Origin of the sequence: Roseibium alexandrii DFL-11 (genome assembly GCF_000158095.2) — a bacterium.
Classification (GTDB): Bacteria; Pseudomonadota; Alphaproteobacteria; order Rhizobiales; family Stappiaceae; genus Roseibium; species Roseibium alexandrii.
Genome location: NZ_CM011002.1, coordinates 1,519,706 through 1,543,182, shown reverse-complemented (window position 1 = coordinate 1,543,182; position 23,477 = coordinate 1,519,706). Strand labels below are relative to the sequence as shown.

20 protein-coding genes are annotated in these 23,477 nt (G+C 57.2%); 18 read left to right on the top strand and 2 right to left on the bottom strand.

The window, feature by feature from the left end:
- The first annotated feature begins 7 nt into the window (after positions 1-7).
- The 10 genes from nuoI (at position 8) to SADFL11_RS07130 (ending at position 9,883) form a co-directional block, all read left to right on the top strand.
- Entirely contained in the window at positions 8-493 is a 486-nt protein-coding gene (gene nuoI, locus SADFL11_RS07175; protein ID WP_008193406.1) for an NADH-quinone oxidoreductase subunit NuoI, read from the top strand.
- A 91-nt stretch (positions 494-584) separates the two neighbouring features.
- Positions 585-1,199: an NADH-quinone oxidoreductase subunit J gene (locus SADFL11_RS07170; RefSeq protein WP_008191591.1), complete on the top strand. Its 615-nt coding sequence runs from the start codon at positions 585-587 to the stop codon at positions 1,197-1,199.
- A 97-nt stretch (positions 1,200-1,296) separates the two neighbouring features.
- Positions 1,297-1,605 (top strand): NADH-quinone oxidoreductase subunit NuoK, encoded by a 309-nt coding sequence (gene nuoK / locus SADFL11_RS07165; protein WP_008192836.1) that lies wholly within the window; start codon positions 1,297-1,299, stop codon positions 1,603-1,605.
- A 6-nt stretch (positions 1,606-1,611) separates the two neighbouring features.
- Positions 1,612-3,621 carry an NADH-quinone oxidoreductase subunit L gene (gene nuoL / locus SADFL11_RS07160; RefSeq protein ID WP_008195960.1) on the top strand — a complete coding sequence of 670 codons (2,010 nt, stop codon included), beginning with the start codon at positions 1,612-1,614 and terminating at the stop codon, positions 3,619-3,621.
- Positions 3,621-5,138, top strand: a complete 1,518-nt coding sequence (locus SADFL11_RS07155; protein WP_008189945.1) for an NADH-quinone oxidoreductase subunit M — start codon at positions 3,621-3,623, stop codon at positions 5,136-5,138. Before nuoL ends, SADFL11_RS07155 begins: the two co-directional genes overlap by 1 nt.
- A gap of 24 nt (positions 5,139-5,162) precedes the next feature.
- Positions 5,163-6,602 carry an NADH-quinone oxidoreductase subunit NuoN gene (nuoN, locus tag SADFL11_RS07150; RefSeq protein ID WP_040451932.1) on the top strand — a complete coding sequence of 480 codons (1,440 nt, stop codon included), beginning with the start codon at positions 5,163-5,165 and terminating at the stop codon, positions 6,600-6,602.
- A gap of 15 nt (positions 6,603-6,617) precedes the next feature.
- A complete protein-coding gene (locus SADFL11_RS07145) occupies positions 6,618-7,403 on the top strand; it encodes a biotin--[acetyl-CoA-carboxylase] ligase (RefSeq protein WP_008195965.1) in 786 nt (261 codons plus the stop codon).
- A gap of 45 nt (positions 7,404-7,448) precedes the next feature.
- Positions 7,449-9,128: a ribonuclease J gene (locus SADFL11_RS07140; protein WP_008189042.1), complete on the top strand. Its 1,680-nt coding sequence runs from the start codon at positions 7,449-7,451 to the stop codon at positions 9,126-9,128.
- 55 nt (positions 9,129-9,183) lie between these two features.
- Positions 9,184-9,588, top strand: a complete 405-nt coding sequence (gene mce, locus SADFL11_RS07135) for a methylmalonyl-CoA epimerase (RefSeq protein WP_040451935.1) — start codon at positions 9,184-9,186, stop codon at positions 9,586-9,588.
- A gap of 4 nt (positions 9,589-9,592) precedes the next feature.
- Positions 9,593-9,883 carry a DUF1467 family protein gene (locus tag SADFL11_RS07130; protein WP_040451936.1) on the top strand — a complete coding sequence of 97 codons (291 nt, stop codon included), beginning with the start codon at positions 9,593-9,595 and terminating at the stop codon, positions 9,881-9,883.
- 76 nt (positions 9,884-9,959) lie between these two features.
- Here the strand turns inward: SADFL11_RS07130 and SADFL11_RS07125 are convergent, their stop codons facing one another.
- A complete protein-coding gene (locus tag SADFL11_RS07125) occupies positions 9,960-10,991 on the bottom strand; it encodes a hypothetical protein (RefSeq protein ID WP_134852938.1) in 1,032 nt (343 codons plus the stop codon).
- Positions 10,992-11,936: 945 nt separating this feature from the next.
- On the opposite strand from SADFL11_RS07125, the gene proS reads away from it, so the two are divergent.
- The 4 genes from proS to dnaE all read left to right on the top strand — a co-directional run bounded on the left by proS (position 11,937) and on the right by dnaE (position 19,403).
- Complete coding sequence (gene proS, locus SADFL11_RS07120) at positions 11,937-13,265, top strand: proline--tRNA ligase (RefSeq protein ID WP_008193807.1); 1,329 nt, start codon at positions 11,937-11,939, stop codon at positions 13,263-13,265.
- 80 nt (positions 13,266-13,345) lie between these two features.
- The gene (locus SADFL11_RS07115; RefSeq protein ID WP_008189718.1) at positions 13,346-14,650 is read left to right on the top strand and encodes a lipoprotein-releasing ABC transporter permease subunit; all 1,305 of its coding nucleotides are present in this window, start codon (positions 13,346-13,348) and stop codon (positions 14,648-14,650) included.
- Between the two features lie 10 nt (positions 14,651-14,660).
- A complete protein-coding gene (locus SADFL11_RS07110; RefSeq protein ID WP_008189590.1) occupies positions 14,661-15,377 on the top strand; it encodes an ABC transporter ATP-binding protein in 717 nt (238 codons plus the stop codon).
- A gap of 582 nt (positions 15,378-15,959) precedes the next feature.
- A complete protein-coding gene (gene dnaE / locus SADFL11_RS07105) occupies positions 15,960-19,403 on the top strand; it encodes a DNA polymerase III subunit alpha (RefSeq protein ID WP_040451943.1) in 3,444 nt (1,147 codons plus the stop codon).
- A 15-nt stretch (positions 19,404-19,418) separates the two neighbouring features.
- Here the strand turns inward: dnaE and SADFL11_RS25420 are convergent, their stop codons facing one another.
- On the bottom strand, positions 19,419-19,817 hold the full coding sequence (locus SADFL11_RS25420) for a VOC family protein (RefSeq protein ID WP_008190012.1): 399 nt from the start codon (positions 19,815-19,817) through the stop codon (positions 19,419-19,421).
- 315 nt (positions 19,818-20,132) lie between these two features.
- On the opposite strand from SADFL11_RS25420, the gene rpsB reads away from it, so the two are divergent.
- The 4 genes from rpsB to frr all read left to right on the top strand — a co-directional run bounded on the left by rpsB (position 20,133) and on the right by frr (position 23,475).
- Entirely contained in the window at positions 20,133-20,942 is an 810-nt protein-coding gene (gene rpsB / locus SADFL11_RS07095) for a 30S ribosomal protein S2 (protein ID WP_040451945.1), read from the top strand.
- A gap of 154 nt (positions 20,943-21,096) precedes the next feature.
- The gene (gene tsf / locus SADFL11_RS07090) at positions 21,097-22,014 is read left to right on the top strand and encodes a translation elongation factor Ts (protein ID WP_008193435.1); all 918 of its coding nucleotides are present in this window, start codon (positions 21,097-21,099) and stop codon (positions 22,012-22,014) included.
- A 69-nt stretch (positions 22,015-22,083) separates the two neighbouring features.
- The gene (gene pyrH, locus SADFL11_RS07085; protein ID WP_008192166.1) at positions 22,084-22,806 is read left to right on the top strand and encodes a UMP kinase; all 723 of its coding nucleotides are present in this window, start codon (positions 22,084-22,086) and stop codon (positions 22,804-22,806) included.
- 105 nt (positions 22,807-22,911) lie between these two features.
- Positions 22,912-23,475 carry a ribosome recycling factor gene (gene frr / locus SADFL11_RS07080; protein ID WP_008196500.1) on the top strand — a complete coding sequence of 188 codons (564 nt, stop codon included), beginning with the start codon at positions 22,912-22,914 and terminating at the stop codon, positions 23,473-23,475.
- The last annotated feature ends 2 nt before the right edge of the window (positions 23,476-23,477 follow it).

Here is a 23,477-nt window from a genome sequence, read left to right as displayed (position 1 = left end):
TAACGCGATGGTTGGACAAACCGTAAAATCGCTGTTTCTGCAAGAGTTCGTATCGGCATTCTTCCTTGCGATGCGCTACTTCTTCAAACCGAAGCCAACGGTCAATTATCCGTTCGAAAAGGGCCCGGTAAGCCCGCGGTTCCGGGGTGAGCATGCTTTGCGCCGTTATCCGAACGGCGAAGAGCGCTGTATCGCCTGCAAACTTTGCGAGGCGATCTGTCCGGCTCAGGCGATCACCATTGAAGCTGGCCCGCGCCGGAACGATGGTACCCGCCGCACGACCCGTTACGACATCGACATGGTGAAATGCATCTATTGCGGCTTCTGCCAGGAAGCGTGCCCTGTGGATGCAATTGTTGAGGGTCCAAACTTCGAATTCGCCACAGAGACCCGCGAAGAGCTTTACTATGACAAGGAAAAGCTGCTCGCGAATGGGGATCGGTGGGAGCGTGAAATCGCTCGAAACATTGAAATGGATGCTCCTTACCGTTAGGAGCTAACCGCACACTCCAAGTTCAGCCTGGCAATCCGGCCGGGCCCCGCATTTTCTGGCCGAACGGCCACACGACAGGCAGGTCTTTGAAATGATCCTGAAAGCCCTCTTTTTCTACCTGTTTGCAGGCGTTACAGTCGCGTCCGCATTCATGGTGATCGCGGCCCGGAACCCGGTGACCTCGGTCTTGTTTCTGATCCTGGCCTTCGTGAATTCCGCGGGACTGTTCATTCTGCTTGGTGCTGAGTATCTGGCGCTGTTGCTGGTGGTTGTCTATGTCGGAGCGGTCGCGGTTCTGTTCCTCTTCGTCGTCATGATGCTGGATGTTGACTTCGTGGAGCTGCGGCAAGGCTTCTTGCAGTATCTGCCAGTGGGTGGCCTCGTTGGCCTGATTCTTCTGGTCGAGCTGCTCATGGGCTTCGGTGCCTGGGTGATTCTGCCGGAGTTGACTGCGAACACTGTGGAGCCGACGCCGCCGCTGACCGAGATGACCAACATCGAGGCGCTCGGTTCGGTGCTCTACACCAAGTACATCTATTTCTTCCAGGTCGCCGGTTTGATCCTGCTGGTGGCCATGATCGGCGCGATCGTTCTGACACTGCGCCACAAGCCGAATGTCAAACGTCAGGACATTCCGACCCAGGTTGGCCGCACACGCGAAGCCGCTGTCGAGGTCCGGAAGGTCGAAACGGGCAAGGGTATCTGACGCGAAACGTTCGCGTCGTTCGATAAGTCCTGCAACCGGCACGCTCCTCCGTGCGGTTCAGGGTTGGGGTAAATGAGGGGAGCACGGCGAGGCGCCCATGGAAATCGGTCTGTCGCACTATCTGTCGGTCGCGGCGATCCTGTTCGTGATCGGGATCTTCGGGATCTTTCTGAACAGGAAAAATGTGATTGTCATCTTGATGTCGGTTGAGCTGTTGCTGCTTGCCGTGAACATCAACTTCGTCGCCTTTTCGTCGTTCCTCGGCGATCTGATCGGGCAGGTCTTCACCATGCTCATTTTGACCGTCGCAGCCGCAGAAGCTGCGATTGGACTAGCAATCCTGGTGGTCTTCCACCGGAACCGCGGCTCCATCGCCGTGGAAGACGTCAACGTGATGAAAGGGTAGGGGCTGATGTACGCTACAATCCTGTTCCTACCGCTGATTGGATTTCTGATTGCCGGTCTCTTCGGACGCTCAATTGGTGCCAAAGCATCCGAGTACATTACAAGTGGTCTGTTGATCCTTGCAGCGCTTCTGTCTTGGATAGCATTTATCGGGTTCTGGCTCGGAGGTTCCGAAGCCCAGGTTGTTCACCTTTTCCGCTGGATAAGCGCCGGCGATCTTAACGTTGCCTGGTCAATCCGCGTCGACACGCTGACAGCGGTCATGCTGGTCGTTGTCAACACGGTGTCCGCATTGGTGCATGTCTATTCGATTGGCTACATGCACCACGATCCGCACCGCCCGCGCTTCTTTGCTTATCTGTCGCTCTTCACGTTCGCCATGCTGACGCTGGTGACGGCCGATAACCTGCTGCAGATGTTCTTCGGCTGGGAAGGCGTGGGTCTTGCGTCCTATCTGCTGATCGGCTTCTGGTACAAGAAACCGTCCGCCAATGCGGCGGCGATGAAGGCGTTTGTCGTCAACCGTGTCGGTGACTTCGGGTTCGCGCTCGGCATCTTCGGTGTCTTCTACCTGTTCGGCAGCATCGACTTCACAACGATCTTCAACGACGCCCCGTCCTTCATTGAAGAGCAGGGCGAAGTCATGAACTTCATGGGCTATCACCTCGATGCCCAGGCTGCGATGACCGTCATTTGTCTGCTCCTGTTCATGGGGGCGATGGGCAAGTCGGCACAGTTCCTTCTGCACACATGGCTGCCGGATGCGATGGAAGGCCCGACTCCGGTGTCTGCGCTCATCCACGCTGCGACCATGGTCACCGCGGGTGTCTTCATGGTGGCGCGCCTGTCGCCGCTGTTCGAACTGTCCGACGTCGCGCTGGCCGTGATCGTGTTCTTCGGTGCAACGACTGCGTTCTTTGCCGCAACCGTTGGTCTTGTTCAAAACGACATCAAGCGTGTGATTGCCTACTCCACCTGTTCGCAGCTGGGGTATATGTTCGTGGCGCTCGGGATTGGAGCTTACTCCATCGCGGTGTTCCACCTGTTCACGCACGCGTTCTTCAAGGCGCTGTTGTTCCTGTGTGCAGGTTCGGTGATCCATGCCGTGTCCGACGAACAGGACATGCGCAAGATGGGCGGTTTGCGGAAGCATATTCCGATCACCTATTGGACCATGATGATTGGTACTCTGGCTTTGACCGGTGTCGGCATCCCGCTGACCCATATCGGTTTTGCTGGCTTTGTTTCCAAGGACGGCATCATCGAAGCCGCGTTTGCGGCGTCGGGTGGAGACCATCCGAACCCGATGGCGCTTTATGGCTTCTGGTTGACTGTGATTGCAGCGGCGCTGACGTCGTTTTATTCGTGGCGCCTGACCTTTATGACCTTCCACGGTAAACCACGTGCTTCTGTTGATGTTATGAAACACGTTCATGAATCGCCAATGGTCATGACCGTGCCGTTGTTCATCTTGTCCATCGGCGCAGTGCTTGCCGGGATGGTCTTCTACGGCCCGTTCTTCTACGACGAGGCGGCCTATGAAGCCTTCTGGGCCGGTTCTTTGCCGGCGTTTGCCGACAGCCACGTCCTGCATGACATGCATTACGTTCCGACCTGGGTGCGCTTGTCGCCATTCGTCATGATGGCAGCCGGTCTGCTTGTTGCCTACCAGTTCTACATCCGTTCGCCGGAAATGCCGAAACAGTTGGCCGAACGCCATTCTGCGCTGTACCAGTTCCTGTTGAACAAGTGGTATTTCGACGAGCTCTACAATTTCATCTTTGTCCGTCCCGCAATGTGGCTTGGCCGCGTTCTTTGGAAGAAGGGCGATGGCACCGTGATTGACGGCTATGGGCCGAACGGGATCGCCGCGCGGGTGCAGGGTGTCACGACCTGGGTCGTGAAACTGCAGACCGGATATCTCTACCACTATGCATTTGCGATGCTGATCGGTGTGGCGGCTTTGATCACCTGGTCGATGTTCACCGGTGCGGGCACCGGCGGGGGTGCACACTAATGATTGACTGGCCAATTCTGTCACTCACGACATTCCTGCCGTTGTTGGGTGTTGTCTTCGTCCTGATGGTGTCGGGCAATGACGACCAGGCAAAGGGTCAGATGCGTATGGTGGCGCTTGTCACCACTGGCATGACCTTTGGTTTGTCGCTGGTCATCTGGGCTTTCTTCGATTACTCGAACCCAGGGTTCCAGTTTGTCGAAGAGCGCGACTGGCTCGGCTCCAACATCTCCTACAAAATGGGCGTCGACGGCATTTCCTTGCTGTTCGTTGTGCTCACCGCATTCCTGATGCCGTTTTGTATCTTGGCCTCCTGGAAGAGCGTCCAGAACCGCGTGCGCGAATACATGGTCGCGTTCCTGATCCTGGAAACTTTGATGATCGGCGTGTTCTGCGCACTCGACATCGTAGTCTTCTACGTGTTCTTCGAAGCTGGCCTCATCCCGATGTTCCTGATCATCGGTGTCTGGGGTGGCGCACGGCGGGTCTACGCGTCTTACAAGTTCTTCCTCTACACGCTTCTCGGATCGGTCTTGATGCTGGTCGCGATCATGGCGATGTACTGGACAGCCGGCACGACCGATATCCAGGAGCTGCTGGTTTATCAGTTCCCGCCGGAGATGCAGACCTGGCTCTGGATCGCGTTTTTCGCCAGTTTCGCGGTGAAAATGCCGATGTGGCCGGTGCACACCTGGTTGCCGGACGCCCACGTCGAGGCGCCGACAGCCGGATCCGTGATCCTGGCGGGTGTTCTTCTGAAACTCGGCGGTTATGGTTTCCTGCGGTTCTCCCTGCCGATGTTCCCGCTTGCGTCCGATATGTTTGCACCGCTGGTGTACACACTTTCGGTGGTTGCGATCATCTACACATCGCTTGTGGCGCTGGCTCAGGAAGACATAAAGAAGCTCATCGCCTACTCATCGGTTGCCCACATGGGTTACGTGACCTTGGGGATCTTCACCATGACGCCGCAGGGTGTGCAGGGCGGCATCTTCCAGATGCTCTCCCACGGCATCGTGTCCGGCGCGCTCTTCCTGTGCGTTGGCGTCATCTATGACCGGATGCACACCCGGGAGATTTCGGCCTATGGCGGCCTCGTCAACCGGATGCCGAAATATGCGGTCGCGTTCCTCATCTTCACGATGGCGAATGTTGGCTTGCCCGGAACTTCTGGCTTCGTCGGTGAAATCCTCGTTCTGATTGGAGCGTTCCAGGTCAACACATGGGTTGCCGTGTTCGCGACATTGGGCGTGATCCTGTCGGCGTGTTATGCGCTTTATCTCTACCGCCGGGTCGTTTTCGGTTCGCTGGACAAGGAAAGCCTCAAGTCGATCCTCGATCTGGATCTGCGCGAAAAGGTCATCCTGGTCCCGATGATCATCTTGACGATCTTCTTCGGTTTCTATCCGATGGCGATCCTGGATGTGACCCAGGGATCCGTTGACAACCTCATCAATCAATATACCGCGGCCCTTGAAGCTGCTGGGGTCACCCAGCATGCGGCCACGGCGCACTAAGAGTTTCGAGGGCGAGACAGAGCTATGTCAGACGTGACCCAACTGCCAGATCTCATGCCGGCCTTGCCGGAAATCATTCTGGCGATCGGAGCGATGGTGCTGTTGATGGTCGGTGCCTTCGGCGGCCGGAACATCAGCTACGCGGTCTTTGGCGGCGCCATGGGGCTTCTCGGCGGCACGTTCCTTGTGCTGCTTTTGGTTCCGAGCTTCGGTGAAACCTTCGGTGGGTCGTTCATCCTCGATGATTACGCCTACTTCTTGAAACTGGTGGTCCTTGTCGGATCGTTCTTTGCGATCGCCATGTCCTGGGCCTATGCCAAAAGCCAGTCGTTTGACCATTTCGAGTATCCGATCCTGATCATTCTTGCGACGCTCGGCATGATGCTGATGCTGTCGGCAAACGACATGATCGCGCTCTACATGGGCCTCGAGCTCCAGAGCTTGTCGCTCTATGTAGTGGCGGCCATCAACCGCGACAGTGTCCGGTCAACGGAAGCGGGCTTGAAGTATTTCGTGCTCGGCGCGCTTTCCTCCGGCATGCTGCTCTATGGCATGTCGCTGGTTTACGGCTTCACCGGTCAGATTTCCTTCGCCGCGATTGCCGAACTGCTGTCGCAAGAAGGCGCGTCCATCGGACTGATCATCGGCTTGACCTTCATTCTTGCGGGTCTCGCCTTCAAGATTTCAGCTGTGCCGTTCCACATGTGGACACCAGACGTTTATGAAGGCGCGCCGACACCTGTGACCGCGTTCTTCGCAGCGGCTCCGAAAGTTGCTGCCATGGGGATGCTGGTGCGGATCGTCATTGATGCGTTCCATCCGGTCACCAGCGATTGGCAACAGATCATCGTCTTTGTTTCGATTGCGTCCATGGCGCTCGGTGCGTTCGCCGCAATTGGCCAAACCAACCTGAAGCGCCTTATGGCGTATTCGTCCATCGGCCATATGGGCTATGCGCTGGTCGGCCTTGCAGCCGGTACGCAGACCGGTGTGGAAGGCGTGATCTTCTACATGGTTGCCTATCTCGGCATGACCCTTGGTGTCTTTGCCTGCATCCTGTCCATGCGCCGGCAGGACGGCATGGTTGAAGAGATATCTGATCTCTCGGGCCTGTCGCAGACCAACCTGCCAATGGCGGTGATCCTCGGATTGCTGATGTTCTCGCTTGCAGGCATTCCGCCGCTGATCGGTTTCTTCGGGAAGTGGTTCGTGTTTGCAGCCGCTGTCGAGGCAGGCCTCTATCCGCTGGCTGTGATTGGTGTGCTTGCGTCCGTGGTGGGTTGTTACTACTACCTGCGCATCGTCAAGGTGATGTTCTTTGATGAGCCGGCAGAAGCCTTCCAGCCGATGCCGACCGAACTGAAGGTTGTCCTTGGTCTGTCCGGAGTGTTCGTAGTCTTTTTCTGGGTCATGCCTGGCCCGGTCGTAACGGCTGCAACCGCTGCCGCCCAGTCGTTGTTTTGATAAGCGGTTTGGCGATTGAACAGTCCCGCACCACATCTTGAGACAAAAGGTCCGGCGCCCGGAGCGCCGGATTTTCTCTATGAGGCCTATGAGACGGTCGGCTCGACCAACGCTCTGTGTCTGGAGCGGGCCGTTTCGGGGCATCCTGGAAATCTCTGGATCCGGGCTGGCGTTCAGACGGCAGGCCGGGGCCGGCGGGGGCGGGCCTGGACCTCTCCGCAGGGCAATCTCTTTGCAAGTGTCCTGATGATCGACCCGGCTCCCTTGGCCCGGATCGGCGAATTGCCGCTTTTGTCGGCTGTTGCGCTCGCCGAAGCCGTTGACAAGGCAGCCGGTACGCTCCAATTGGTGTCGTTGAAGTGGCCAAACGATCTTTTGGTCGACGGAGCAAAACTATCCGGCATCTTGCTGGAAGCCGAGACACTCAAGGACGGCAGGCTGGCTGCGGTCATGGGGTTTGGCGTCAATTGTGTCTCTCATCCCGATCCGGCGATGTATCAGGCTACCGATTTGCGCGGTCTTGGCTTTCAAGTGTCGGCGGACAGCCTGTTCGCGGCGCTGGCGGAAACACTGGCAAAGTATTTGGCAATCTGGCACCAACCGGACGGCTTTGATCGTATCCGGCGCCAATGGTTGAAGCGGGCGGCGCATCTGGGACAAAAGATCACTGTCCGGGCCGCTCAGGAAGAAATAACCGGCATTTTTGACGATCTGGATGCGTCCGGCCATTTGGTCCTAAGACTGGATAACGGCCAGAAACGCACGGTCTATGCCGGTGATGTATTTTTATCCGGCGAATGACGGTCGGACAGTTCCCTCTATAGATGTGAGGGGTAGGAGAATTTGATGGCTTCGGCCAAGGATAAAGAAAACGACATTGTGTTCCTGCCGCTTGGCGGTGTTGGCGAAATCGGCATGAACCTCGGCCTTTACGGCTTCGGGCCGGAAGGCAACCGGAAATGGCTGATCGTTGATTGCGGCGTCAGCTTTGCAGGTCCGGAACTTCCTGGCATCGATCTGGTGATGCCGGACATCAAGTTTCTGGAAGACGAGGTCAACAACATTGCCGGCATGGTTATCACCCATGCCCATGAAGACCACTATGGCGCCATCCTGCACCTGTGGCCCTTCCTGAAAGTGCCGGTCTACGCAACGGCCTTTACTGCCGGTTTACTGGCAGCCAAGACCGAGAGTGAGCCGGGCGCTGAAGAGGTTCCCGTGACAGTGGTCCGCCAAGGCGAGCGCCACACGATTGGTCCGTTCGACGTGGAATTCGTTGCCATGGCCCACTCGATCCCGGAGCCGTGTGCCTTGGCCATCCGAACCCCTGCAGGTTTGGTGCTGCATACGGGCGATTGGAAAATTGATTTGTCGCCTGGCATTGGCCAACCGATCGACCTCGACCGGCTGGCAGAGCTGGGCCGGGAAGGGGTTATGGCGCTGGTCTGTGACAGCACCAATGCCGTTCGTGATGGCGTCAGCCCTAGCGAAGCCGATGTTGCAGCGGAACTGACCAAAGTGATTGGCCGTGCCAAGCACCGCGTTGCCGTCACAACCTTTGCTTCCAACGTTGCCCGTATCCGGGCCATCGCACGAGCTGCTGCTGCGAATGAGCGCGATGTGGTGGTGGTTGGCCGGTCAATGCACCGGGCCATTGAGGTGGCCAACGAGCTGGAATACATGGATGACCTCCCGGCCTTCCATGACGAAGAAGCCTACGGGTACCTGCCGCGTGACAAGGTCGTGTTGTTGTGCACTGGATCACAGGGCGAAAACCGCGCAGCGCTTGCACGGATTGCCGCCGGTGATCATCGGAACATTGCGCTTGCACAAGGCGATATGGTGATCTTTTCGTCCCGCACCATTCCGGGCAATGAAAAGGAAGTTGGTGCTGTCCTCAACAACCTGGCGGACAAGGACGTTGAAATCGTCACCGACAAGGATGCCCTGGTCCACGTTTCCGGCCACCCGCGCCGTGGCGAGCTGGAGCAGCTCTACAAACTGGTACAGCCAAAAGTCGTGCTTCCCGTTCACGGGGAACCATTGCATCTTGCAGCTCATGCTGCGTTTGCGAAGGAACAAGGTGTTCCGGAAGTCATTCGCGGCAAGAATGGGGACGTTATCCGCCTTGTGGCCGGCCGGGCCGCAATCATTGATGAGGCACCGTTCGGTATTCTGGTGAAGGATGGCCGGATCCTCGACGATCCTGAAGTCACCGGGGTCAAGGAACGGCGGAAGCTGTCGTTTGCCGGTGCTGCGATCATCACGCTGGTGGTCAACCGGTCCGGAGAGTTGCTCGACGAGCCGAACGCCGTGCTCCTTGGACTGCCGGATACCGACGACGACGGTGAGCCTATGGAAGACATCGTTCGGAAGGCCGTAATTGGCGCAGTGACGAGTATTCCGAAAGCCCGGCGAAAGGACAAGGACCTGATCGCCGAAGCAGCGCGCCGCGCGGCCCGGTCGGAGATCCTTGATGTCTGGGGCAAAAAGACGCTCTGCAAGGTTGTGGTGACCCAGCTATAAGATACACCGCAAGCCGTGCTCAAAGCGCGGATTGCCTGTTTGTGGAGGATATGGAATGATCGGTCGGCTCAACCACGTGGCCATTGCAGTGTCGGATATCGAGGCGGCGACTGCCGTTTACCGGGATACGCTTGGTGCGGATGTCTCTGCCAAGGAAGCGCAGCCGGACCACGGTGTTTCGACCGTGTTCATCAACCTGCCGAACACAAAGATCGAGTTGCTTGAACCGCTTGGGGACGATTCTCCGATCGCGAAATTCCTGGAAAAGAACCCGTCCGGTGGCATCCACCACGTCTGCTATGAAGTCGATGACATCATCGCGGCGCGGGACAAACTGGTGGCGGATGGTGCGCGTGTCCTTGGTAGCGGCGAACCGAAAATCGGGGCTCACGGAAAACCGGTGCTGTTCCTTCACCCGAAGGATTTTCTCGGCACCTTGACGGAACTGGAAGAGGCGTAATCACATGTCGTTGGCGTTCAGCCTGGCAATCTTTTTCATGATGTGGTGGATCATACTGTTCGCGATGCTTCCGTTCGGCATGCGCCGGACACAGGAAGAGGCGGGACAGGTGATCCCGGGCTCTGAGGCCAGTGCCCCTGAACGCCCACGGATGTTGCGTGTGCTGGTGATGACAACGGTTGTCACCTGTGTGCTCTTCGCCGGGTACATGTGGCTGCGCTCGAGCGGTTTCGGCTTGGATGATATTCCGTTCTTTATGCCTCCGAGCGAGAGTTACTCCACGCCGGGCGGATAAAGCCCAATCTCAATCCAAGGAAAAAGGGGAGTAGCTGTTGCTGCTCCCCTTTGTTTTGTCGTCAATTTTTTGGCTTTTAAAGCACGCATTCGATCCCGACCAGGCGGGCGCCGGTGCCGTGGTTTTTAATGTCCACGCCGCCGCTTTGAACGGCGAGTTCCTTTCGCTTTGCTTCCAGGCGCGTTGCTTCGGCCTTCATGCCCTGCAGACCGACCATGATTTCATCCCATTCAGCCGAACAATCCGTCATTCCGAATTTGGCTGTGAGTTTTTTCATCACGATGCCCTTTAGGTCGATCTGGGTGCCCTTCCAATTGAAGGACACCCAGTCGGACATGATGTTGAACTTGTCGAACTGCATGCGGATGCCATAAACGGATTCCATGATCCCACCGTAAAAAGTGGTCATTGAAAACCCGTAGATACTGTTGAAGTCCCAACCAAACTTATGGCTCTCGTAGGAGTCCTTGTACTTTACCGTGTGCCATTTGTGGTAGGTATGGTCGGACTTGCCCTGGATGTTCTTCGATTCTGCCTGTGACTTGATTTCAAGGCGCCCGGTGCCGTCGCCCGCGTTGATCTTGATCTGCTGGTTCCGGCCGCTTGTCACGGTTATGCCGCCATTTTCGGTCGACATATCAATACTGTCCTCGACTGCGGCCGTGTAGTCGCCATCGACGTCCAATGTGTAGTCGCCGTTCGCCTGCTGATGATAATCGGCAGTCTCAAGATACATCTTTTCAGCAGCTTTGATTAGCACACGGCCATCGCAGGCGAGAAGAATGCCTTGTGAACCGCCAGCAGCATTTGAGTAGACAGACGTATCGTCGCCTTCATCGGAAATATGTTGAGCCGGGAAGAGCTCAACATGATGGTCATTCTCAAACGCGGTCCGCTCAACCTCGGAGTATTCGCCCAACCGTAAGAAAGCGCCGATGTCGTCTTTCGTGTTGTCGGTAGAGTCAGATGGAACCAGATAATAAACATTCCGGTTCAGATGGTCAGGGAGGCAAGGTTCTGATGGACTTTGCGGAACTTCGTGAGGTTGGGTGTGCCTTTGTGTCGTTGCCATGGGGTTCCCCGGGTGCGCCCAATCGTGCAAAGCCATTTTGTTCTCCAGTGTTGTTCTTCGTTATTAATGTCCCGGCACGCGGGTAGCTTTGAGCGCCGTCACACTTCCTGCGTAGCCCGGCACGTGGCTGCGTCACTGTGCTCTGTGTCACAAAAACGTAACGTTAGAAATGACTATGTTGGAAGAAGGGTTAAGGAGAGGACTATGCGGAAAGTTCATTTTGTATGTTTGTCGGTAAGGTCCTAGTCTGAAAGCCGGATTTTCGTTTTCAGAAAATAGTAGCGCACAAGGACGATGTCTAAACTGCTGTTATGCTTTTTTGAAATGGCGAAGTTCGATTCGTCATAATTCGCAATGTGACTGAGTTTGCCAGTTATGCCCCGCCTGCATGGCAGAGCTGCATATGGCTGTTATCGCAGGGAAACCACCTTTTTGTGCGGGGGCAAAGACGTATCGAACGTCAAAGCAACTCGAAGGTCAGAGTGTCTGAACCATCAGCAGCAAAGAAAAAAGGCAGAGCTTGAAGCTCTGCCTTGATTAAGTTCCGCGTCTAAATTGACTCCGTTCCCTCGCGTGCCGGTTTTCCGGTTTGACGGGGCGGCTGCTGCCATAAGGCGCGCCTGGTGTCCTTCCTCCCAAGACTCAGACCGCGATGTTCGTAAGCTCCTGACATTTCTGCCGAGGGCCTTCTTATTATGGGATCGGAACCTAACTGATTGTTTCCCCCTTGTCACCTATTTGTCTTGGAGAGCCTACATTTTTTGCTTGCCTAATTCCGGTGCGTCAAAAAACACACGCGGAACCCGAAAAACGGGGCCGCAAACTGAGCTGGCTAAGTCCCGCATTTCAGTTGGCGAACCGCTGTCTACCTGCAAATCCTGCAAAACTCGGCCATAAAATGCGATTGCCCTTGTGTTTAGGGTCAGCTTGCGGTTTGACTGCGCACAAATCCGGCAAAGCTACAGTTTTGAGAGTGCATAAATGCGTCTGTCCCGTTACTTCCTGCCCATCCTGAAAGAAACTCCGAAGGAAGCGGAAATTGTTTCCCACCGGCTCATGCTGCGCGCGGGTATGATCCGCCAGCAGTCCGCCGGGATCTATTCCTGGCTCCCGCTGGGATTGAAGGTCCTTCGCAAGATTGAGCGGATTGTGGAAGAAGAGCAGGCGCGGGCGGGGGCGGTCCAGCTGTTGATGCCGACCATCCAGCCTGCCGACCTGTGGCGCGAAAGTGGGCGCTATGACGCTTATGGCAAGGAGATGCTCCGGATTACTGACCGCCATGAGCGCGAAATGCTCTTTGGTCCGACCAACGAGGAGATGATCACCGACATCTTCCGCAGCTATGTGCGCTCCTACAAGGATCTGCCGTTGAACCTTTACCACATTCAGTGGAAATTCCGGGACGAAGTCCGTCCGCGGTTCGGCATCATGCGCGGGCGCGAGTTCCTGATGAAAGACGCGTATTCCTTCGATCTCGATCAGGAAACGGCACGTCATGCCTATAACCGCATGTTCGTTGCTTACCTGCGCACTTTTGACCGGATGGGGTTGAAGGCGATCCCGATGAAGGCCGACACAGGCCCGATTGGCGGCGATCTCAGCCATGAATTCATTATCCTTGCGGAAACCGGCGAGAGCGAAGTTTTCCTCGACAAGTCGCTTCTTGAAATGCCGATCCCGGCCAAGGACACCGATTTCTGGTCGGACCTGTCTCCGATCGTCGAAAGCTGGACGACGCCCTACGCTGCAACCGACGAAATGCATGATGAAGCGGCCTTCGGCGCATTGGAAGAGGACACGCGCGTATCGGCCCGCGGTATTGAAGTCGGGCACATCTTCTATTTCGGCACCAAATACTCAGATGCGATGGGCGCCAAGGTTGCCACCGCTGAAGGAACGGAAGTTCCGGTCCACATGGGCTCTTATGGTGTTGGTGTGTCCCGTCTTCTTGGTGCCTTGATTGAAGCCAATCATGATGAGGATGGAATCATCTGGCCGAAATCGGTCGCACCGTTCCATGTTGGTATCATCAACATGCGTCCGGGTGATGATTTGACCGATCCGGTCTGTGAGGACCTTTACGCCAAGCTCGAAGCTGCCGGCATTGAGGTCCTTTATGACGACACGGACAGCCGGGCAGGGGCGAAATTTGCCACGATGGATCTGATCGGTCTGCCGTTCCAGGTGGTGGCCGGTCCGCGCGGGCTGAAAGATGGAGTGCTGGAAGTCAAGGACCGGGCAACTGGGGAAAAGGAAATGCTGACCCCTGAGGCGACCTTGAACAAGCTCACCGCGGCATTGACGGACTGATCCAGTCCGGTGATCCTCTGGGGCGGGGATTCGGCTGCATGACACTGCGGCCACCGGGGCATTGCTGAATTGGATGGAAGATGACAGCAGTAGAGACTGCGCGCGAGGGCGCGGACCGGGAGACGGCAGAGCCGACACGCCCCTTTGCGCCCTTTGAATGGATGATCGCCGGCCGCTATTTACGCTCGCGCCGTCGGGAAACCTTCATATCAGTGATCGCCGGTTTTTCCTTTGCAGGCATCATGCTTGGCGTTGCAACACTCATCATTGTCATGGCTGTGATGAACGGGTTCCGCTCTGAGCTCTTGGGCAAGATCCTCGGGATCAACGGTCACATGCTGATCCAGCCGATTGACCAGCCGCTCACCGATTATGATCCGGTCGCCAAGCGCCTTGAGGGTGTGCCGGAGGTTATCAGCGCCATTCCATTCGTGGAAGGCCAGGCCCTCGTCTCCGGTCCTGCAGGAAACCTCGGAGCATTGGTGCGCGGCCTGAAAGAGAGTGACTTGCGCCGGATCCCGTTGGTTGCCAACAACCTGCGCGCCGGGACGCTTGATGGTTTTGATGCTGGCCAAGGCGTTGCCATCGGCTCGCGCATGGCCCAGCAGCTCGGCATCACGCTTGGCGACAACGTCACCATCATTTCACCGCGTGGCAGCGTGACCCCGATGGGCGTGACCCCGCGGGTCAAGGCCTATCCGGTGACGGCGATCTTCGAGATCGGCATGAGCGAATATGACGCGACGTTCCTGTTCATGCCGCTTCCCGAATCCCAAGCCTATTTCAACATGGACGGCATCACGACCGGCATTGAGCTTTATGTGGTCGATCCGGACAATGTTGGGACCATGCTGGCCGCCGTCGAAGAAGCCGCTGGCCGTCCGGCCTTCGTGACAGACTGGCGGCAGCGGAATGTGACGTTCTTTTCAGCGCTTGAGGTTGAGCGGAACGTGATGTTCATCATCCTGACACTCATCGTCCTGGTTGCTGCGCTCAACATCATTTCCGGGCTGATCATGCTGGTGAAGGACAAGGGGCATGACATTGCGATCCTGCGGACCATGGGCGCAACACGCGGCTCGATTATGCGGATCTTTTTGATCACCGGCGCCAGTATTGGTTGTGTCGGCACGCTGGCCGGGTTTTTCCTTGGGCTCATCGTGTGTCTCAACATAGAAAGCATCCGGCAATTCGTTTCCTGGCTGACGTCGACGCAGCTGTTTGATCCAACGCTTTATTTCCTGTCGAAACTGCCGGCGGAAATCGACAGCGGCGAGACTGTAACGGTTCTCTTAATGGCGCTTGCCCTGTCTCTTCTTGCGACGCTTTACCCGGCGTGGCGGGCTGCCCGGCTCGATCCGGTCGAAGCCCTGCGGTACGAATAGGAGAGGGCAGATGAACCAGGCTGTAGATCCGCGCCGGGCTCCCGGCCTCCAACCGGCTGCCATCGAACTGTCCGGCATTTCCCGGGCGTATGATGAAGGCGACCACAAGCTTCATGTGTTAAATGGTGCGAACCTGCGCATTGAAGCCGGTGAAATGGTGGCGCTCGTTGCCCCATCCGGAACCGGTAAATCGACGCTTTTGCATATTGCGGGGCTCTTGGAGCAACCCGATGGCGGCGATGTCCATCTTGGCGGTGTCAACTGCACGGATTTGTCGGATGATGAGCGGACTGCGATCCGGCGCAACGACATCGGCTTTGTCTACCAGTTTCACCATCTTCTGCCGGAGTTCACCGCGCAGGAGAACATCATGATGCCCCAGATGATCCGGGGGCTACCGAAAAAAGTGGCGGCCGACCGCGCCGATGAGCTGCTTGCCTATATGCGTCTTGCCGATCGCGGGAGCCACCGTCCGTCTGAGCTTTCCGGCGGTGAACAGCAGCGGGTTGCGGTGGCCCGCGCGGTTGCCAATGCGCCGCGTATTCTTCTTCTGGACGAACCGACGGGCAATCTTGATCCAAACACGGCGAACTATGTCTTCGATGCGCTGTCCGCGCTGGTCCGGGCCTCGGGGGTTGCGACGCTCTTTGCCACCCACAATCTTGAACTTGCCGGACGCATGGACCGCGCCATCACGCTGGCCGACGGTCTGGTAAAACCCCGCTAATCCTATGAGCCTCCGCGTTCCGGTTTTTGACGATGTCGCTTTTTGGGGCGGGTTGGAACAAAGCAAAAACACAAAGATTTCTGCGGGTTTTATACAAATCAAATCAAGGAGAACAAAAAAGGCTTGCAAAGAGAACATAAATGGAACATTCTCCAATTATCGAACAAGATGTTGGAGGGTGGTATGTTTTATTTCGCTCGTGACTGCGCAGCTTTTGCATCCCTTGTTTCCTTTTGCGCGACCCTGGCTGTGTGGGGTGACGTCATTCTCTCCGCTGGCTGATCTGCGGCGTATCCCCGAATTGCGGTCCGGCACGTGGCAGCCGGGTGGCATGCCCTCAGATCGATGCCTGATTTGAGGTGCGGTGGGCTAGAGGTGGCAACTGCCAAGACGCATGAAAAACATGGTCTGGCAGAGAACTTCTCAGCCTTCAAAGAACAGCGGTGACAACTGCGCTGGTGGCTGGACGAAACGCGCTCAAGGCGTTTCACTTTGAAGCGACGATTCGCGCAAGCCATTGAGTATGCCGCCATGACGAACATAAACAGCACTTTGGGCTCCGTGTCTGGAGCATCCGCTCCAATGGGGAGTGGGCCGGGTTTCATACACTTGCGCGTCCATTCCGCGCTCTCGCTCCTGGAAGGGGCGTTGCCCATCAAGAGGCTCTTGGATCTGGCCAAGGCGGACGACCAGCCGGCGCTTGCGATCGCCGACACCAACAATCTCTTTGGCGCGCAGGAATTTTCGAGCAAAGCCTGGGGCGCGGGCATTCAGCCGATTACGGCGTGCCAATTGTCTGTGTTCTTTGATGACGGCCTGGACAGTGGGCGGCGCGGCGAGCCGGCACTTGCAGACCTCGTCCTGATTGCGATGACCGAAACCGGTTACGGCAACTTGATGGAACTGACGTCAAGGGCTTTTCTCGACACGGAAACCGGCCTGAGGCCACATGTCTCGATCAGCTATCTTCTTCAAAAAGCGCAAGATGTCATCGTACTGACCGGCGGAAGTCTGGGCGCCATTGGCGCGCCGTTGCTTGCTGGACGCAAGGACTTGGCGAAGAGCCGGCTGAAAACACTGGACGATGGATTTGCCGGGCGGTGTTATGTCGAGATTCAGCGCCACGGTATGGAGAGCGAGCGCAAGACCGAAGAGGCATTCCTCGATCTGGCCTATGAGATGGGCTTGCCGCTTGTTGCGACCAACGAGGCTTTCTTTCCAGCGCGCGAAGACTACGAGGCGCACGATGCGCTGATCTGTATCTCGGAAGGCCGGGTCCTGATCGAAAGTGACCGGCGCCGTTTAACGCCGGAGCACTATTTCAAGACGCGTGCTGAAATGTGCGTGCTTTTTGCAGATTTGCCCGAAGCATTGGCCTCCACGATTGAGATCGCGCAGCGCTGTTCGTTCCGGCCGATGACGCGGGCACCGATACTACCAAGGTTCGCTGGTGCGGATGCGGACCCGGAAGAAGCCGAACGCGCTGAAACTGAAGAACTGAAACGCCAGGCCCGCGAAGGCCTGCAGGCCCGCCTCGATGCGCATGGCCTGGCGCCCGGCCTTGAGGAGAAAGACTACTGGGACCGCCTTGATTATGAGACCGGCATCATCGAACGGATGAAGTTTCCGGGTTACTTCCTGATTGTTGCCGACTTTATCAAGTGGGCCAAGAACCACGACATCCCGGTTGGACCGGGCCGTGGGTCGGGTGCGGGCTCCCTGGTCGCCTGGTCATTGACCATCACCGATCTTGACCCGATGCGGTTCTCGCTTCTCTTTGAACGTTTCTTGAACCCGGAACGTGTCTCGATGCCGGATTTCGACATCGACTTCTGCCAGTCCCGGCGCGAAGAAGTCATTCGCTACGTTCAGGAGAAGTATGGCCGTCAGCAGGTGGCCCAGATTATCACCTTCGGGTCCTTGCAGGCGCGTGCGGTGTTGCGTGACGTCGGCCGTGTCTTGCAGATGCCGTACGGCCAGGTCGACCGGTTGTGTAAGCTCGTGCCCGCCAACCCGGCCAATCCGGTCACTCTTGGCCAGGCGATCGAGGACGAGCCGCGCCTGCGTGAAGCAGCCCGCGAAGAAGAGATTGTCGAGCGGCTTCTCGGCATGGCCCAGAAGCTGGAAGGCCTTTACCGGCATGCGTCTACTCACGCAGCCGGTGTGGTGATTGGTGACCGTCCTCTGGAACAACTCGTCCCGCTCTACCGCGATCCTCGCTCCGACATGCCGGTTGCCCAGTTCAACATGAAGATGGTTGAAGATGCCGGCCTTGTAAAATTCGACTTTCTCGGCCTGAAAACCCTGACAGTCATCGACACGGCGGTGAAACTGATTGAGCGGCGGGGCATCAATGTGGATGTCGCCAGCCTGCCGATTGACGACAGGAAGTCCTATGAACTTTTGACCCGCGGTGAGACGTTCGGCGTGTTCCAGCTGGAAAGTCAGGGCATGCGCCGCGCTGTTGCCGGCATGAAGCCGGACCGGTTCGAGGACATCATTGCCCTGGTGGCGCTGTACCGGCCGGGCCCGATGGAAAACATTCCGGTCTATAATGCGGTCAAGCATGGCGAGCAGGAGCCGGACTGCCTGCATCCGCTGCTCGAACCGATCCTGATGGAGACGAATGGCATCATCGTCTACCAGGAGCAGGTGATGCAGATCGCGCAGGTGCTGTCAGGTTATTCGCTTGGGGAAGCGGACCTTCTGCGCCGCGCCATGGGCAAAAAGATTGCCGCGGAGATGGAGGTGCAGCGCGCCCGCTTTGTTGACGGCGCCGTCGAGCGGGGCATCAACAAGACCCAGGCCGGAACGATCTTCGACCTGGTGGCAAAGTTCGCGAACTACGGCTTCAACAAATCGCACGCGGCCGCCTACGCGCTGGTCTCCTATCACACAGCCTGGCTGAAGGCGAACCACTCGGTCGAGTTCATGGCTGCATCCATGACACTCGATATGGGCAATACCGAAAAGCTCGGGGATTTCCGCCAGGAAGCCCGGCGGATGGGTATAGAAGTGGTGCCGCCATCCATCAACCGCTCGCAGGTCTATTTCGACGTATCGGACGGCAAGATCCTCTACGCAATGGGGGCCGTGAAAGGTGTTGGCGAACAGGCCGTGGAACATATTGTCGAGGTGCGCGGCCAGACGCCGTTCCAAAGCCTTGGCGATTTTGCGCGGCGAATCTCGCCGAAAGCGTTGAACAAACGCACGCTCGAAAACCTGGTCGCTGCCGGCGCCTTTGATGAACTGGAGCCGAACCGGGCCAGGGTTTTCGAAGGTCTTGACCGGATCATCGGGCTCGCGCAGCGCACGGAAGAAAACAAGACACTTGGCCAGGACGAGCTTTTTGGCGGATCGGACAGCGAAGAACCCTTGCAGCTCGATGAGGTTCATGGCTGGACTTCTGAAGAAAAACTTCAACGAGAGCACTCTGCGATCGGATTTTATCTGTCAGCGCACCCAATCGATGAATATGCTTCCGTCCTGGAAAAGATGCGTGCCCAGCCGTGGGCGCAGTTTGCCGACGCGGTGAAAAAAGGTGCGTCGGCCGGCCGTCTTGCCGGGACCGTGATTTCCATGCAGGAGCGCAAGACAAAGTCCGGAACCCGGATGGGCATTGCGCGGCTCTCCGATGCGACGGGCCAGTATGAAGCGTTGCTCTTCCGCGAGAAGCTGGAGCAATTTCGCGATGTGCTTCAAACCGGGCGTTCGGTGGTCGTGCTCGTCGGAGCCGATATGCGCGACGATGAACCTTCGCTGATAATTGAGCAGGTCGACCCGATCGATAAGGTTGCTGCGCGCCTTCAAAAGAGCATGCGGGTGTTTGTGCGCGACGACCGGCCGATTGCAAGTCTCGCCAAGCAGCTGACAGTGCGCGGCGAGGGCGATGTTACGGTGATCGTTCTTCTGGAGAACGGAGCGCGGGAGGTCGAGGTGAAACTGCCCGGCCGGTTCCGCCTGTCTCCTGAAATCGCCGGGGCGCTCAAGGCAGTTCCGGGGGTCACTGACGTTCAGATGGCTTAACGTTGCGCCTGGAAATCAGCTGGCAGGCCAGATGATTTCCAGGCGGATGCCGCCCGGTTCTGAAAACATTGTGTGCATCCGCGGACCGGTGCCCATGGGTTCCGGGTTAAATTCCATCTGAACGCCGGGCCAATTGCGGACTTTTGCCGCCAATTCGTCGAGCGCATCCCGGCTTGGAACTTCCAGGGCGAGGTGATGCAGACCTATGTTTGTTTTGCGGTCAAATCCAGTCATGGCCCGTGCCCGGTCCGCTTGCCACAGAGTCAAGCGGCAGGTGCCGTCAGAAACGGTGGTGCGCGGATAACTGTCCTCGCGGGCCAAGAGTGCCCAGCCGAGGCAATCTGTGAAAAAGGCCGTAGTCTGGTCCAGATCGCGGACGGTGAGGCCGAGGTGATTGATGCCGATTGTGACCAAAAAGGTCTCCTTGAAAAAAAGAGGCAGTCCGGCGCAAGTGATACCGTATAAGTTATAATGACGTGGATGCAGGCTGGCAGTACCGTGAAGGACGACGATAATGCCGCAGGATAACGGCTGATAGAAGTACTTTCTGCGTATAAAACCGCCTCCCGGCTCTTGAAATAAAATTTCTCTCCCACTATAACGCGCCCATCCCACACGCAAGGGGCGGAAACCGAGCTTATCGGGGTCCATCCGGTGGCCGACAGGAGATCTTCCTCCGGCCCACACCCTCTTGCGGAGGTAAAACCGGAAAACTCAGGAGTTATAGGCATGGCATTGCCTGATTTCACAATGCGTCAGCTGCTGGAAGCTGGCGTTCACTTTGGTCACCAGAAACACCGTTGGAACCCGCGCATGGGTCAGTACATCTTTGGTGTGCGCAACGATGTTCACATCATGGACCTTTCCCAGACCGTTCCGCTTCTCCACCAGGCACTGAAAGCTGTCTCCGACACTGTCGCCGGTGGTGGCCGCGTCCTGCTCGTTGGCACCAAGCGCCAGGCTCAGGATGCTGTTGCAACGTCTGCCCGCAATTCCGCGCAGTACTTCGTCAACGCCCGCTGGCTCGGCGGCATGCTGACCAACTGGAAAACCATTTCCCAGTCCATTCAGCGCCTGCGCAAGCTGGAAGAGACACTGAACTCTGACGCTGCAAACGCTCTGACCAAGAAAGAGCGTCTGTTTATGGACCGTGAGCGCGAAAAGCTTGAGCGGAACCTTGGCGGTATCAAGGACATGGGCGGTATCCCGGACCTGATCTTCGTCATCGACACCAACCGCGAAGCGATTGCCATTCAGGAAGCCCGCCGTCTGGGAATCCCGGTTGCTGCGATCCTGGATTCCAATTCCAGCCCGGAAGGCATCACTTACCCGGTCCCGGGCAACGATGACGCTGGCCGCGCGCTTTCCCTGTACTGCGACCTCATCGCACGCGCTGCCATCGACGGCATCTCCCGTGCGCAAGGCGCGTCCGGCATGGACGTCGGCGCGTCTGAAGAAGCTCCGGTCGAAGAAGCGATCGTAGAAGCGGCTGCAGAAGAAGCTCCGGCTGAAGCTGAAGCAGCGGCTGCCCAAGCTTAAGTTGATCTGATTTCTACCGCGCGGTGATCTGCGCGGTAGAAACATGTTGAATTCGCAAGGCGGGGTGCAAATTGTTGCAGGCCCGTCATAAAGGCGCGGAAAGCCATCGGCTAAACCGTGTCTCATCTGAAACCCCCCATCTACGAGGCAATCGATGAGCATTACCGCCGCGATGGTAAAAGAGCTCCGTGAGAAATCCGGCGCTGGCATGATGGACTGCAAGACCGCCCTGACTGAAAACGGCGGTGACATGGAAGCAGCTGTTGACTGGCTGCGCACCAAAGGCCTGGCAAAAGCTGCCAAGAAGGCAGGCCGCGTGGCCGCTGAAGGCCTGGTTGGTGTTGCTGCTGAAGGTACAAAGGCTGCAGTGATCGAGCTGAACTCCGAAACCGACTTCGTTGCCCGCAACGAAGGGTTCCAGGAGCTGGTCGGCAAGGTGGCAACTGTTGCCGTTGGCACCGACGGTTCTGTCGACGCAGTGACCGCAGCCAATCTGGACGGCAAGTCTGTTGCTGATTCCATCACCGATGCGATCGCCACCATTGGCGAGAACATGACCCTTCGCCGGACCGCGATCCTGTCGGTCGGCGATGGTGTTGTGTCCACCTATGTCCACGGCGCAGTTGCCGATGGTCTCGGCAAGATCGGCGTTTTGGTTGCACTGGAATCCTCTGGTGACAAGGACAAGCTTAACGCGCTTGGCCGTCAGATCGCCATGCACGTTGCAGCTACCAGCCCGCTTGCTCTGAACACCGAAGAGCTGGACCAGGAAGTGGTCGAGCGCGAAAAGTCCGTGTTCTCCGAACAGGCTCGTGAATCCGGTAAGCCGGAAAACATCATTGAGAAAATGGTGGAAGGCCGTCTGCGCAAGTTCTACGAGGAAGTTACTCTCGTGAAGCAGGCGTTCGTGATCAATCCTGATCAGACGGTTGAGCAGGCCGTTGAGGCGCTTGCCAAAGACCTTGGCACTGACGTCAAGCTTTCCGGTTTCGTCCGCTTCGCTCTTGGCGAAGGGATCGAGAAGGAAGAGCAGGATTTCGCCGCGGAAGTGGCGGCAGCCTCCGGGCAGTAAGGTCCCAAGAAAAGCGCCGGTTAGTCCGGCGCTTTTTTTTGAAGGCTTAATTTTACCCAAGGTGCACAGATGACATCTCCTTTGCGTTGGAAACGGATCCTCCTCAAGCTCTCCGGCGAGGCCCTCATGGGGTCGCAGGCTTTCGGAATTGACCCGGCGATTGTGCAAAGGATTGCAAAGGAAATTGCGGACGCTGTGGCGCTTGGGGCGCAGGTCGGCGTGGTTGTTGGCGGCGGCAATATCTTCCGCGGCGTGGCGGTAGCTGCCAAGGGCGGCAACCGGGTGACCGGTGACCACATGGGCATGCTCGCAACCATCATGAACAGCTTGACCCTTGCCGATGCCTTGCGCCGTCTCAAGGTCAATGCGCGTGTCTTGTCCGCCGTCGCGGTTCCATCCATCTGCGAAACCTTCTCTCAGCGTGTGGCGGATCGCTACATGGAAGACGGTGATGTGATCATTTTCGCTGGCGGCACCGGAAACCCGTTTTTTACCACCGACAGTGGGGCGGCCTTGCGTGCTGCCGAAATGAAATGCGATGCCTTTTTGAAGGGCACGCAGGTCGACGGCGTTTATTCAGAGGACCCCAAGGTCAACCCGGATGCCGAGCGCTATGAAACCCTCGGCTATGACGAGGTCATCAGCCGGAACCTGAAGGTCATGGACACCACTGCGATCGCCTTGGCCCGGGACAATTCCATCCCTGTCATTGTCTTCTCGATCCATTCACCGGGCGCGCTGGTCAGTGTGTTGCAGGAAACGGGAACCTACACAGTCGTGGGTGACGAGTAGTTTTTCGGCCCCTAACAGGCTGAAGCACTTGTGTTTCGGTGCGGTTGTGCCATGTTGGCGCGCCGGATCTGATTTGGCTTAAGCAACAAGAACAGTGAGGACAAAATGTCTGTAGAAGGTGTCGACCTGGATGACTTGAAGCGGCGCATGCAAGGCGCGCTTTCTTCTCTGAAAACTGATTTCTCAGGTCTGCGGACAGGCCGCGCATCCGCAAGCATGCTCGATCCGATTTCTGTCGATGCTTATGGCCAGTCCATGCCGCTGAGCCAAGTTGGAACCGTTTCCGTACCAGAGCCGCGCATGGTTGCAATTCAGGTCTGGGACAAGTCCATGGTTGCCGCTGTTGAAAAAGCTATTCGCGAATCAAACCTCGGCTTGAACCCGGTGGTAGACGGTCAGTTGCTGCGTCTTCCGATCCCCGAGCTCAACCAGGAGCGCCGTCAGGAGCTGATCAAGGTTGCGCATAAATATGCCGAACAGGCCAAGGTGGCGATCCGCCATGTACGCCGCGACGGTATGGATGACGCCAAGAAGGCAGAAAAAGACGGCGAGATCTCTCAAGACGACAGCCGTGTTGCATCTGACGAAGTTCAAAAACTAACCGATGGGATGATCGGCGAAGTGGATGCGATGCTTGCGAAGAAAGAGGCGGAGATTTCGCAGGTTTAAGC